Below are 12,584 nucleotides of genomic sequence, written 5' to 3' on the forward strand. Positions count from 1 at the left end.
GGACAGCGCGGCGCCGCCGAAGCGGCGGCGGAACAGGGCCGCCCGCGAGCGGGAGATCCTGGAGGCGGCCGAGCGGATCTTCGGCGAGCGCGGCTATCAGGGCACGTCGATGGACGATGTCGCCGCCGACGTCGGGGTGTCGAAGCCGCTGATCTACCAGTACTACGGCTCCAAGGACGGCCTGTTCCTCGCGTGCCTGGCGCGCCTGCGCACGCAGCTCCTGGAGACCGTGGCCGACGCGGTGATGGCCGCGACGGACGCGGAGGACGTTCTGTACGCCGGTTTCGTCGCCTGGTTCCAGTTCCTCGACGACCACCCGCAGGCGTGGTCGGTCCTGATCGACGAAGGCATGCTCAGCACCGGACCGGCCGCCGGCCCCGCCGCCGCGGCCACCGATGAGGTCCGCGCCGCCTTCATCGAACTCATCTCCACCATGGTCCGGATGAACCTCCCACCCGGCCGCACCGCCGACGACGACGAGATCGAGATCGTTGCCCAAAGCATCTCCGGCGCCACAGAACGGCTGGCCATCTGGCGCAGCCGCGCCGCTGAACCACCCTCGCCGGAGAAGGTCGCCCGAACCCTCAAAGACCTCCTCTGGCAGGGCCTCCAGACCCTCCGCAACTCCTGACGGCGCTGGTTTGCGGTGTTCAATCACGAACCACCTGGCTACGAATGCCCGTTCTGCCGACTGGCCGCCGGAGGCGAAGACCACCTGACCAGCCAGGCCGACATCGTCCTCCGAACCGGCCGCGCACTGGCCTTCGTCGCCTCCCGCTGGTGGCCGAACAACCGCGGCCACGTCCTGGTCGTACCAACCGCCCACCACGAGAACCTCTACGACCTGCCGGCCATCGACGGTCACGCCGTACACGACGCAGTACGGGAGATCGCCATCGCGATCCGCCACACCTATGACTGCGATGGCATCTCTACCAGGCAACACAACGAACCAGCCGGCTACCAAGACGCCTGGCACTACCACGTCCACGTCTTCCCGAGATACCCCGACGACAACCTCTACAACACCAGGCACCTCCCAGATCCGGCCACAGCGGACGAACGCCGACCCTACGTACGCCGCCTCCGCGCGTACTTGGATTAGTTGCCAAAGGCATCGGTTATCCACAGGTGCGAGCTGTTGTGGATGACTGGGTGCAGTCCTGTGGACAACTGAATCCCTTGAAAACAAGGGTTCCCGGCTTTGGAAACTGTCGGTGGGTGTCTCTAGAGTTGCCGGTATGGAACTCCTGGGCGAGCGGCCGGTGTGGTCGATGAGTAGCAGCGAGAAGCTGACCACTCTCGACACCCTCGACGCCGAACTCGCCCGCCTGGAAACCTACCGCCTCCACCTCATCGCCGCCCTCGACCACGACGGCCACGCCGAGGAGATCGGCGCCCACGACACCGCCCAACTCCTCACCTTCCGCTACCGCCTCGACCCACCCCAAGCCCGCCGCGACCTCCGCCTCGCCCGAGCCCTCCCCAAATACCCCACCGTCGCCAACGCTCTACCCGACACCACGCCAGAGGCACAGGCAGAGGCATGGCCCGAGGCTGAGGTGTTCCTGCGCCCCGCCCAGGCCGAAGCCATCGTCTTCGCCCTCGAAAGGGTCCCGACCACGGTCCCCGTCGAAGACCTCGCCGTCGCCGAACGCGAACTCGTCAAACTGGCCCGCCACCTCAACCCCAGCGAACTCCGCAAAGCCGCCCAGCGCGCCCGCGACCTCCTCGACACCGACGGCCCCGAACCCACCGAACACCAGGCCTACGCCCGCGAATCCCTGACCCTGACGACCGCCGACAACGGCGTGAAGTTCCGCGGCTACCTAGCCAACGACAACGCAGAACTCCTCCGCACCCTCATCCACACCGGCGCCCGCCCCCACCGCACCATCGACGGCGAGCTCGACCCCCGCCCCCGCGACAAACGCCAAGCCGACGCCCTCACCACCGCCCTCACCATCGCCGCCGCCGCCACCGACACCGGCTTCAAACTCCGCACCACGCACACGACAGCCGCAGCAGCCACCCAGCCCATAACCGACGCCGACACGCCAACCTCAGCCACCAGCCCGACAGCCACCACCATCACCACCGGTCCCGCAACGTCCCTCGTGGACCGAACGGCAGCGACGAGCGGCTGGCTGCCCGGCTTCGGCGCCAAAGCCAACATCACCGTCACCATCGACCTACACGACCTCAAAGCCGCCACCGCCAACGCCATCGGTGACACCGTCTACAGCGACGGCCTCTCCGCAGCCACCATCCGCCGCCTCGCCTGCGACGCCAACATCATCCCCCTCGTCCTCGGCTCCAACTCCGAACCCCTCGACGTCGGCCGCGCCGAACGCCTCGTCACCCGAGCAATCCGCCGCGCCCTCAACACCCGCGACAAGGGCTGCGTCATCTGCGGCGCACCACCCGTCCAATGCGACGCCCACCACCTCACCTCCTGGATCGACAACGGCCCCACCGCCATCCACAACCTCGCCCTCCTCTGCCGCCGCCATCACACCGACCTCCACAACGGCCACTGGACCATCACCATCACCAACGGCGTCGTCCACGTAACCCGCCCCACCTGGGCCGACCCACCTCCCCCAAGCCGCAGCGTCCAACGAGCTCATCAACCGCGCCCCGTCCAAGGCGCCGACCTCGTGGCCGCCGAGAGCTCCCCGGGACAACCGCACGAACCCAACGCCGGTCATTTATGGCACATGTCCGCCCCACCCTCACCACCCGCCGGACCAACCCCATCGGGTCCTCTCCGCACGCCCCCATCGCGCACCGCTCCTCCCCGTGTACCCACACCGCCAGGCCCCGGCCCGACGCCTCCACCATCCGCGGACACGGCACCGGCTGCCCACAACTCGGATGTTCTCGGCGACCGGGAGCCGGATGTCGACCACGTCGCCTCAAGCCCCACCACACCAGGCACGACCCCATCGGGGGTGATCACCGCCTCGCCCACGCCCGACTCCTCCAGCCTCGCCACAAACACAACCCGCCCAGGCCTGCTCCACCGACGCCTCCAAGCCGAGCACCCCGAAGGCATCACACCATCCGCCCTCCGCGAAGCCGCAAGCCTCGCCATCTGGGGCGAACCTCCCACCCCCACCCCCGAGCCCATCGCCCCAGACAGCACCCCACTCCCCGACGATCCCCCAAACGACCACCCCGACCGATTCGCCGACCCATGGCAAGACCCCAGAACCACCTCCGGACCCGCGCCATAACCCACCCACGCGGACCGGCGGCCCGAAGCCACCACCACGACAAGGCTGCGAACCGCCGCTGCCCGCAGCCGTCGATCGTCGCCGCACATGCGCGTCCTAGAACCGGTCGCGTCGACCTCGGGACCCGATCAACTCGCCAAACTCACGGCTGCCGCGAATGCCGAGATCGGTTGGCGCCCTGGCTCAGCCGGCGATCCTCACCTGCGCTCCACCGAGCCCACCGCCGCGTCACCACGTCCCGCCCAAGGCATACGCGCACCATCCACGCCCGCAACCGCAGTCGCCACCTGCGCCGGACGCGATCAACAGACCACCTCCCCAGGCGGCGAACCCTCGCGCCACCGCGCTCCGCCCACCCATCGCCTATCCACCCCGGCACCCACGCCAAGCCGGTGGCTCGTGACACGGCTCTGCGCCACCGCCGCGAAGAGGCGTCCTTCTGCGTCACCCGCCCCCAGCTCGGCGACACAGGCCGGGTGTCCACAGCACCCCGCGCCAAGCCCTTCGGCGCGTGACACCGATCCGCGTCCGCCGCCGAAGGTGGCCGATCGGGCAGCCGCCGCGGAGCGGTGTTCTTTTGGACTAGTCCCCGTGCTGACGGATGTCATGGGTGGGTCGTGACGGGCGATCCAGGGGTGGGGCGACGGCCGGCGGAAAGCTACAGGTATGACGACAACGACTGCGGTCAGCCTGCGGGGTGTGACCAAGAAGTATGGGGACGTGCAGGCCGTCGCCGGGGTGGATCTGACCATCCGGGCCGGTGAGGTGGTGGCGTTGCTGGGGCCGAACGGTGCCGGTAAGTCGACGACGATCGAGATGCTGCTCGGGCTGGTGAAGCCGGATCAGGGCAGCGTGCAGGTGTACGACGGGACGCCGGTCGAGGCGATTGCCAAGGGCCATGTCGGGGTGATGTTGCAGAGCGGCGGGATCATCGAGGACGCCAAGGTCGGCGAGCTGCTGAACCTGGTGGCCGGCCTGCACAAGGACCCGATGCCGGTGAAGGAAGCGCTCGAGCGGGCCGGGATCGCCGACCTGACCGACCGGAAGATGAAGGGCCTGTCCGGCGGCCAGAAGCAGCGGGTGCGGTTCGCGATGGCGATCATTCCGCAGCCTGAGCTGATCGTGCTCGACGAGCCGACCACCGGCATGGACGTCGAGTCCCGGCGCGACTTCTGGGCGTCGATGCACGACGAGACCGCGCGCGGCCGGACCGTGCTGTTCGCGACGCACTATCTGGAAGAGGCCGACGCGTACGCCGACCGCGTGGTGCTGATGCGGCACGGCAAAGTCGTTGCCGATGGCACCGCTGCGCAGATCAAGGCGAGCGTGTCCGGCCGGACCATCCGGGCCACCGTTCCCGGTGCCGACCTGGCTGCGCTCGCGTCGCTGCCCGGCGTACGGAATGTCGAGACGCGCGGCGAGGTCGTTCTGCTGCAGTGCGCGGACTCCGACGACACCCTGCGTTACCTGCTGGAGAACACAGCAGCCCACGACATCGAAGTCACGTCCGCCGACCTGGAGGACGCCGTACTGGCCATCAGCGCAGAGCAGGAGAGCCTGGCATGAACCGCGACTACTTGATCTTCGACATCCGCCGCACGCTGCGGAACCGGCGGGTGCTGATCTTCTCGATCCTGATGCCGCTGGTGCTGTTCATGATCTTCGGCATGACGCTGCCGAAGGACGCCAGCGAGGGCGGGATCTCCGCGATCGCGTACGTGATGGTGAGTATGGCGATGTTCGGCTCGATGTCCGCGGCGATGAGCAGCGGCGGCGTGATCGCGGCCGAGCGCGACGGCGGCTGGAACCGGACGCTCCGGCTCACCCCGCTGAAGCCGCAGGCGTACGTCGTCACCAAGGTGATCCTGTCCCTGCTGCTGGCGATCCCGCCGCTGCTAGTCGTGTTCGTCTTCGGCATGATCTTCGGCCACGTGCACCTGAGTCTTAGCCAGTGGGTGACGGTCGCGCTGGTCTCCTGGCTCGGCGCCCTGCCGTTCGCGGCCATCGGCCTGGTCATCGGGTACATCGCCAAGCCGGACAGCGTGCAGCCGATCACCGGTCTGAGCACGATGCTGATCGCGGCCTTCGGCGGACTGTGGCTGCCGGTCGACCAGATGCCGTCGATCATGAAGCACATTGCCCAGCTGACCCCGGCGTACTGGACCGGTCTGACCTCCCGTAGTGCGCTGACCGCGGGCGGCGTGGACACCCAGGCGCTGCTGGTGGTGCTCGGCTGGACCGTCGTCCTCGGGATGATCGGCCTGCGCCGATTCCGCGCCGACACCGCGCGGGCCTGAGCTCGGGACCCGGTCTCGACACCGAACCCACTACCGTGACCATCATGAGGACGCTGCCAACCCTGCTGGATGGGCCGGACCGGGAACGGACCGGACCCGGCCGGTGGGGTTGGCTGGCGGCCGGGATCTGGTTGTTCTACCTGTCCCAGCCGTTCGAGGAGATCCTCGATCACCAGCATGGCCCGACCCGGGTCCTCGGTTTGGTCACGGTGATCCTGTTCGCGGCGTCGTACCTCGGTTTCTTCGCCTGGATCCGCTGGGTCGGGCTCGGCGTCGGCGGGCTGCCGACCTGGCAACGGCTGGCCTACCTGGCGGGCATGCTCGCGCTGTGCCTGCTGATGCTGCCGTCGGCCGGCCAGAAGGCGCTCACCTGCCTGGTCTACATCGCGGCGATCGCGATGATGGCGCTCGACGTCCGGCTCGCCGTGGGGATCGTCGCGGTCCTGCTCGGAGGCGCCGAGCTGTCGATGCGGCTGGTGCCGGGCTGGTCCGATGACGGCAGCTACGGGTTCGCGATCTTCCTCGGCGCGCTGGCGGTGTTCGGCCTGCGGCGGGCGATCCAGCGCAGTATCGAGCTCAACGCGACCCGCAAGGACATGGCCGAGCTGGCCGTGCAGGAGGAACGGAACCGGTTCGCCCGGGACCTGCACGACATCCTCGGCCACTCGCTGACCGTCATCACCGTGAAGGCGGAGCTGGCCGGCAAGTTGATCGAGGCGAACCCCGAGCGAGCCGCGGCCGAGGTGGCCGATGTGGAGAGTCTCGCCCGGGCTGCGCTGGCCGATGTCCGGGCGGCGGTCGCGGGATACCGCGAGCTGAGTCTGGCCGGCGAGCTGGTGTCCGCCCAGGCCGCACTCCAGGCAGCCGAGATCAAGGCCGATCTTCCGACCACGATCGACGAGGTCCCGGAGGAGATCCGGGAGCTCTTCGCCTGGGTGATCCGGGAGGGCGTGACGAACGTCGTACGGCACTCGGGGGCGAAGCGCTGCACGATCAAGCTCAGCGCCACCCAGATCGAGGTCATCGACGACGGCAAGGGCCCGACACCCGGCGGGGGCGCGTCCGGGCACGGGCTCGTGGGGTTGCGCGAGCGGGCGGACCAGGCCGGCGCGAGTGTGCAGGTCGGCCAGGCACCTGGCGGCGGATTCCGACTGGCTGTCAGAGTTGGCCCGTGAGTATCCGACTGCTGATCGCCGACGACCAGGCACTGGTCCGTGGAGCCCTGGCCGCGTTGCTGGATCTCGAGTCCGACCTGGAGGTGGTGTCCGAGGTCAGCCGTGGTGACGAGGTGATCGAGGCCGCGAAGGCGACCAAGCCGGACGTCGCCCTGCTGGACGTCGAGATGCCGGGACTCGACGGGATCGAGGCCGCCGCGGCACTGCGGTCCGCCGTGCCCGGGGTCCGGGTGCTGATGGTGACCACCTTCGGCCGGCCCGGGTACCTGCGCCGCGCGATGGAGGCGGGTGCTGCCGGTTTCGTCGTGAAGGACACTCCCGCGACCCAGCTCGCGGACGCCGTCCGCCGGGTGCACCAAGGTCTCCGCGTGGTCGATCCGTCACTGGCCGCCGAGACCCTGGTCGCGGGAACGAGCCCGCTGACCGGCCGGGAGTCCGACGTACTGCGCGCCGCCCGGGAGGGAGGCACGGTCGCTGACATCGCCAAGGAGCTCCACCTGTCCGAAGGCACCGTCCGGAACCACCTCTCCGCCGCCATCGGCAAGACCGGCGCACGCACCCGGGCCGAGGCCGCCCGGATCGCCCTCGACAACGGGTGGTTGTAGTCCGGTCACAACCTCTAGGCTGACGCTCTAGGGGAGGGGGATCTACGATGTCGATCGAGCAATTCAGTGTGGCGGGGCGGCTGGCGGACACCGGTGAGGGGATCACCGGGGACGAGTTGCAGCTGGCGGCGCGGAATCACGGGATGCCGCTGGAGGGGCTGCGGTACGAACTGACGCCGCCCGGACTGCACTACGTGCTGGTGCACTACGACATCCCGGCAACGAACGCGGCCAATTGGCGGCTCACTGTGGACGGGTGCGTCGAGCAACCGTTGTCGTTCGGGCTGACCGAGATGCGGGCGATGGGACGCCGGACCGTCCGGGTGACGTTGGAGTGCGCGGGCAACGGGCGGGCCGCGTTGCAGCCGCGGCCGATCAGCCAGCCCTGGTTGACCGAAGCCGTCGGTACGGCGGAATGGACCGGCGTGCTGCTGTCCGATCTGCTGCGGGCGGCCGGGATCCGCGAGGATGCCGTGGACGTGGTGTTCACCGGCGCGGATCACGGCGTGGAGCGCGGGGTCGAGCAGGATTATCAGCGCGGGTTGAGTGTGACCGAGGCGATCGACTCCGGCGCGATCGTCGCCTGGGAGATGAACGGTCAGCCGCTGCCGCCGCAGCACGGGTACCCGCTGCGCCTCGTCGTACCCGGGTGGTACGGAATGGCGAGCGTGAAATGGCTGCGGTCGATCGAGCTGATCGACCACGAGTTCGACGGGTTCCAGAACGCGGTCGCGTACCGGATCCGCACCGCGCCGGACGACCCCGGTGAAGCGGTCACCAGGATCGAGCCGCGGGCGCTGCTGATCCCGCCGGGCTTCCCCGACTTCATGAGCCGGCACCGGTTCGTTGCCGCTGGCACCGTTCCGCTGCTGGGCCGGGCCTGGTCCGGCTGGGCGCCGATCGAGCGGGTCGAGGTCAGCACCGACGCCGGGGTGAACTGGCACGAGGCCACGTTGGATGCCCTCGGCAACGACGAGCTCGCCTGGCGGGCCTTCGCCTACGACTGGGAGGCCACGCCCGGCGAGCACGTGCTCACGGTCCGCGCGTACGACGCCAGCGGCCGCGAGCAACCGATCGAGGCCGGCTGGAACCGCGGCGGTTTCGCCAACAACACCGCCCAGCGGATCAGCGTTTTGGTCACCTGAGCCGCGTGTCGCTGGACGGTTCCGGCGTACTGGAGTTACATCCTGGAGACGTACACGGTCTCACTCCAGGAGTGGTGCGGTGAACGAGTCGGGCACTGAGATCCACCTGCACGCGCGGGTCTTCCGGACCGCCGGCGAGTGGTACGCCGATGTCGACGACGAACTCGATCCACAGCCGGACAACCCACTCTGGTGGGGCTCCTACGACTCCCAACGAGCCGCCATCGACGCAGCCTGCTCCCGAATAGCAGCCATGCACCTCGCCCTCCACACCCCCAACTCACTCCGGCTTGTTGTGTGAGTCGCCGCCTACGCGGTACGGGGTGGTGATGCCTTCGTACATGAGGTGGGTCATCAGGCCCTCGGAGGCGTGCGGGAGGTTGTGGCAGTGGTCCATCCAGAGGCCTGGGTTGTCGGCGACGAAGGCGATCTCGTAGGTCTGCTTGTTGCCGACCTCGAGGGTGTCGACCCACCAGGGTGAGCCGGTCGCGGCGACGCCGTTGCGGGACAGGACGACGGCGTGGTGACCGTGCAGGTGCATCGGATGCGCCTGGCCACTGGTGTTCGAGATCGTCATCCGGACAATGTTGCCCTCGGCAACCATGTACATCGGGACGTCGGGGAACTTGTGCCCGTTGATCGTCCACCACAGTCCCGGCTTCCCGTCGAGGAACCCGGGTCGCCGCCCGATCCGGTACTCGAAGTTCCGATCAGCGTGAGCCGGATCGAACCCGAGCGGCGCCGCCGTACCGTACGTCAGCAGATCCACCGTCTCCCCCGGCAGCTCGCCCGAAGGCGGATCCACCGGCCCGATCCCCAGCGACACCGCGGCCGCACCCGCCACTAACCGCATGCCTTCGGCCGGCACGACAGCCTCCAGATCCACCCGCGCCCCGGCGGCCAACGGGTACGCCGCAGTCAGAGGCGTCGGCCCGTGAACCTCCCGGCCATCCACCGCGACCACCTTGTACGGCGTCCCGAGCAGCCCGACCCGCAGGATCGCGTTGTCGGTGTTGATCACCCGGACCCGCGCCGTCGTCCCCGCCGGCAACTCGACCCGCTGACTCCCCGTCCGCCCGTTGATCGTCCGCTTACCGTCGTACGTATGGATCGCGGCGACCACCTCACCAGGCGTTGCCGGCGCGATCACGATCGGGCCGAACAGCCCACCCTTCACCTCGTCACTCGACACCTGGTGCGAGTGGTACCAGTACGTCCCGGCCTGCGCCGCCTTGAACCGGTACACATGCTTCCCACCCACGGGTACGGCGTCCTGCGTCACTCCGGCGACCCCGTCCTCGGCGTTGGGTACGTCGATCCCGTGCCAGTGCAGCGTCGCACCATCGGACACGGACTCGTTCACGAACGTCACCTGGACGAGATCGCCAACGCGAGCCCGGATCAGCGGACCAGGCGAGGTCCCGTTGACCGTGTAGCCGTCGACCGTCTCACCACTGGCCAGCTGGAACTTCTGCTTCCGCGCCGTCAGCGTCACCGCGACATCCGGCGTACCGGTGGCCGGGCCGGTGAGATCCGCGACGCTCATCCCACCGTGGTGATGGTCATGCCCACCAGCATGGCCGCCGCCGTAGTCGGCGTACCCCATGTCGGCCGGGTTGTAGGAGCTGGGGACGAGGCTGGTCGCCCAGAGATACCCCAGCGGTACGAGTACCGCCAGCGTGATCCCCAGCGCGACCAGCCGGCCCCACCTTCGCCGGGATGTGGGCTCAGCCACTGGTGGTCACAGGCTGCTTCGGTACGACGGCCCGCCGTCCGGCAGAACTCGCTATACCTGCGATCGCCAGACCGTTGACGGCGTGCAGCACCCCAAGCGCCGGGATCCCGAAGGACACCACCGCGAGAAGGAACTGCAGCACGACCAGTCCGACCACGATCCCGGCCATCGTCCGCCCGCGCGGGACGTCGGTCAGGAACGACACGATCAGGAAGACCAGCGCGAGCAGACCGATCACCATGCCGGCGACGCTGTGGTAGGTCTGCCCGAGGTTGCTGTAGTCGGCCCCGATCGAGGTCCCGTCGTCAGCGTCCTTGTCGACGGTGAACAAGGCCAGCGCGATCGACGCGACCTGGAGCACCACCGCGAGTGCGATCAGCTGACCGAGCACCCGGTAGACGGCCCTCATGCCCGCCGCTCCATCCGGCGCTTCCGGATGATGAACACCGCGGCCACGATCAACGCGAACGGCAGGACCGGCGGATGCCCGGCATCCACCACGCAGGCGATCGACGCCAGCAGCCCGACGACGCCGATCGCGACCAGCAACGGGAACGGAAGCCGGCCGAGCGGCCCCTTCTCGGGCCGCCGCGCGCCGAAGGGACCCGGCTGCTGAGCCTTGGGGCCACCAGCCTGGCGAGCGCCCGGAAGATCCGTGAACAACGCGGCCAGATCGGCGTCCGTCTTCGCCTGCAGGGCCTGGTCGATGCGCTCGGCGTGTTCCTCCGCGCTGAGCCGGCCGGCTTCGTAGTGCTCGCCCAGACGCTTGATGGCGTCCTCGCGTTCGCTGTCGCCGATGCGGATCGGACCGCCCGGCCTCTCGTCGCCCATGACTCTCCTCGGTGCTCGTGAATCGATGGCACCAAGGTTGTCGTCCGGAGCCCTCTTACCGCGTCGCCTCAGCGGCGACACCTCTCCTACCCCCGGAGGAGCACACTGCACCGCTGGACGCAGTACGGCGTACTCCCCCGGGCGTAGACGGATCCCGGGGAAACCCTGGCGCGGCCGCCAGGGTCCCCGGCATCCTCAGGCGTTGGCCGAGAGGATCTTGTTCACGTCGTTGTTGGCCTTCGCGAGCGAACCCGGCTCGGCCTCGAACGACATCACCGCGTCCATCGCCGGCGTCATCACCGCGGTCACGTCCGCGGCGTTCGGGTTGGCCGGGTACGGGAAGACGTCACCCGCCTCGACCGGTTCCAGGAACGGCGTGACGTCCCAGCCGTTCTTGGCGAACGCCGCCTTCGCCGCCGGCATGCTCGCCGCCACCGCCGGGAACACCACACCCGCCTTGGCGACGATGTCCTGCGCGGTCTGCGAGCCGAGGAACTTCACCCAGGCCCAGGACGCCTCCCGCCGGGTGGTGCCCGCCCAGATGGTGTCAGCCAGCCCGTTCATCATCGACATCCGTTTCCCGACCGGGCCGATCGGGAGCCGGGCCAGCTTGGTCTTCACCTGCTTCAGACCGCCGTACGTCCCGAGCATCCAGGATCCGTTCGGGGTGATCGCGTACTTTCCCGCACCGAAGCTCGTGGTGACGTCCACCCCGGACTTCGCCTGCGCGTACGTCGGCATGTACCCCTTGGTGATGAGTCCACGCCACCAGCCGATCGTGTCGGTGAACTTCGGGTCGCCGTAGAAGAACTTCGTCCCCCACGGCTCGCCCTCGGAGTACTTCCAGCCGTTGATCGCGGCGTACCAGCTCCAACTGGTCTGACCGTCGCCACCGCCGGCGTCGGAGTACCCGAGTCCGTAGACCTTGACGTCGTCCTTGTCGAACCCCGGCTGGTCGCCGCGGCGCCCCTTGGAGTCCACTGTCAGCCGGCGGACGACCTGCTCGAAGGTGCCGCCGTCCCGCGGGTTCCAGGTCATCGAGTTGAGCTGCTCGGGGCTGATCCCGGCCGCCTCGGTGAAGGCGCTGTTGTAGAAGTAGACCTCGGTGTCCCAGTCCTTCGGCAGGCCGTACCGCTTGCCGTCGGCCCCGATCCAGCGATCCGCCAGTCCCTTCTGGTAGATGCTCAGATCCAGGTTGTCCTTGGCAACGAAATCGTCGATCGGCAGCACCTGGCCCTTGTCCGCGAACAGCGGGTACTTCGACGAGTGCCCGGTGAACACGTCCGGCGCGGTGTCGGAGATGAACCCGGTCACCAGCTTGGACCAGTAGTCGTTCCAGCCGTACTGCTCGATCTTCACCGTGTACTGCGGGTTCTGCTCGTGGAAGACCTTCGCGGCCTCGGTGTACATCGGCAGCTGCGCGGAATCCCACAGCCAGTAGATGACCTCGCCCTGACCGCGGGCCGCGGCACCGTTGTTGCATCCGGCAACCGCCGACGCGGCGAGCCCGGCCAGTCCGGCCTTGAGCAGTGTCCGTCTCGAGAGTTTCATCGGATA

General features: G+C 68.7%; 13 protein-coding genes. 9 read left to right on the forward strand and 4 right to left on the reverse strand.

Features of this window, described 5'->3' with window-relative positions:
• The 9 genes from ACZ3HV_RS19690 to ACZ3HV_RS19730 form a co-directional block, all read left to right on the forward strand.
• The coding region (locus tag ACZ3HV_RS19690) for a TetR/AcrR family transcriptional regulator (RefSeq protein WP_465686241.1) at nucleotides 1-631 on the forward strand (631 nt) is incomplete at its 5' end.
• A 15-nt stretch (nucleotides 632-646) separates the two neighbouring features.
• A complete protein-coding gene (locus ACZ3HV_RS19695; protein WP_465686243.1) occupies nucleotides 647-1,105 on the forward strand; it encodes an HIT family protein in 459 nt (152 codons plus the stop codon).
• Nucleotides 1,106-1,241: 136 nt separating this feature from the next.
• Complete coding sequence (locus ACZ3HV_RS19700) at nucleotides 1,242-3,239, forward strand: HNH endonuclease signature motif containing protein (protein WP_465686245.1); 1,998 nt, start codon at nucleotides 1,242-1,244, stop codon at nucleotides 3,237-3,239.
• 666 nt (nucleotides 3,240-3,905) lie between these two features.
• Nucleotides 3,906-4,805, forward strand: a complete 900-nt coding sequence (locus tag ACZ3HV_RS19705; protein WP_360380126.1) for an ABC transporter ATP-binding protein — start codon at nucleotides 3,906-3,908, stop codon at nucleotides 4,803-4,805.
• On the forward strand, nucleotides 4,802-5,536 hold the full coding sequence (locus tag ACZ3HV_RS19710; RefSeq protein ID WP_360380123.1) for an ABC transporter permease: 735 nt from the start codon (nucleotides 4,802-4,804) through the stop codon (nucleotides 5,534-5,536). Before ACZ3HV_RS19705 ends, ACZ3HV_RS19710 begins: the two co-directional genes overlap by 4 nt.
• A gap of 44 nt (nucleotides 5,537-5,580) precedes the next feature.
• Nucleotides 5,581-6,711 (forward strand): sensor histidine kinase, encoded by a 1,131-nt coding sequence (locus ACZ3HV_RS19715; RefSeq protein WP_465686247.1) that lies wholly within the window; start codon nucleotides 5,581-5,583, stop codon nucleotides 6,709-6,711.
• The gene (locus ACZ3HV_RS19720) at nucleotides 6,708-7,316 is read left to right on the forward strand and encodes a response regulator transcription factor (protein ID WP_360380117.1); all 609 of its coding nucleotides are present in this window, start codon (nucleotides 6,708-6,710) and stop codon (nucleotides 7,314-7,316) included. The genes ACZ3HV_RS19715 and ACZ3HV_RS19720 overlap by 4 nt, the downstream gene beginning before the upstream one ends.
• Nucleotides 7,317-7,363: 47 nt before the next feature.
• The gene (locus ACZ3HV_RS19725; RefSeq protein ID WP_360380114.1) at nucleotides 7,364-8,461 is read left to right on the forward strand and encodes a sulfite oxidase; all 1,098 of its coding nucleotides are present in this window, start codon (nucleotides 7,364-7,366) and stop codon (nucleotides 8,459-8,461) included.
• 79 nt (nucleotides 8,462-8,540) lie between these two features.
• The gene (locus ACZ3HV_RS19730) at nucleotides 8,541-8,762 is read left to right on the forward strand and encodes a hypothetical protein (protein ID WP_465686250.1); all 222 of its coding nucleotides are present in this window, start codon (nucleotides 8,541-8,543) and stop codon (nucleotides 8,760-8,762) included.
• Here the strand turns inward: ACZ3HV_RS19730 and ACZ3HV_RS19735 are convergent.
• The 4 genes from ACZ3HV_RS19735 to ACZ3HV_RS19750 form a co-directional block, all read right to left on the reverse strand.
• On the reverse strand, nucleotides 8,742-10,196 hold the full coding sequence (locus ACZ3HV_RS19735) for a multicopper oxidase family protein (protein ID WP_465686252.1): 1,455 nt from the start codon (nucleotides 10,194-10,196) through the stop codon (nucleotides 8,742-8,744). The genes ACZ3HV_RS19730 and ACZ3HV_RS19735 overlap by 21 nt on opposite strands.
• Entirely contained in the window at nucleotides 10,189-10,605 is a 417-nt protein-coding gene (locus tag ACZ3HV_RS19740; protein ID WP_360380107.1) for a hypothetical protein, read from the reverse strand. Before ACZ3HV_RS19740 ends, ACZ3HV_RS19735 begins: the two co-directional genes overlap by 8 nt.
• Nucleotides 10,602-11,027 carry a DUF1707 SHOCT-like domain-containing protein gene (locus tag ACZ3HV_RS19745; RefSeq protein ID WP_465686254.1) on the reverse strand — a complete coding sequence of 142 codons (426 nt, stop codon included), beginning with the start codon at nucleotides 11,025-11,027 and terminating at the stop codon, nucleotides 10,602-10,604. The genes ACZ3HV_RS19740 and ACZ3HV_RS19745 overlap by 4 nt, the downstream gene beginning before the upstream one ends.
• A gap of 195 nt (nucleotides 11,028-11,222) precedes the next feature.
• On the reverse strand, nucleotides 11,223-12,578 hold the full coding sequence (locus tag ACZ3HV_RS19750) for an ABC transporter substrate-binding protein (RefSeq protein ID WP_465686256.1): 1,356 nt from the start codon (nucleotides 12,576-12,578) through the stop codon (nucleotides 11,223-11,225).
• Nucleotides 12,579-12,584: the final 6 nt, after the last annotated feature.

It is taken from the genome of Kribbella sp. NPDC020701, assembly GCF_055562215.1.

Bases quoted from the DNA above. Each gene is read 5' to 3' on its own strand.
- ACZ3HV_RS19745 (WP_465686254.1), bottom strand. From the start codon at position 11,027: ATGGGCGACGAGAGGCCGGGCGGTCCGATCCGCATCGGCGACAGCGAA.
- ACZ3HV_RS19715 (WP_465686247.1), top strand. From the start codon at position 5,581: ATGAGGACGCTGCCAACCCTGCTGGATGGGCCGGACCGGGAACGGACC.
- ACZ3HV_RS19710 (WP_360380123.1), top strand. From the start codon at position 4,802: ATGAACCGCGACTACTTGATCTTCGACATCCGCCGCACGCTGCGGAAC.
- ACZ3HV_RS19740 (WP_360380107.1), bottom strand. From the start codon at position 10,605: ATGAGGGCCGTCTACCGGGTGCTCGGTCAGCTGATCGCACTCGCGGTG.
- ACZ3HV_RS19705 (WP_360380126.1), top strand. From the start codon at position 3,906: ATGACGACAACGACTGCGGTCAGCCTGCGGGGTGTGACCAAGAAGTAT.
- ACZ3HV_RS19700 (WP_465686245.1), top strand. From the start codon at position 1,242: ATGGAACTCCTGGGCGAGCGGCCGGTGTGGTCGATGAGTAGCAGCGAG.
- ACZ3HV_RS19725 (WP_360380114.1), top strand. From the start codon at position 7,364: ATGTCGATCGAGCAATTCAGTGTGGCGGGGCGGCTGGCGGACACCGGT.
- ACZ3HV_RS19750 (WP_465686256.1), bottom strand. From the start codon at position 12,578: ATGAAACTCTCGAGACGGACACTGCTCAAGGCCGGACTGGCCGGGCTC.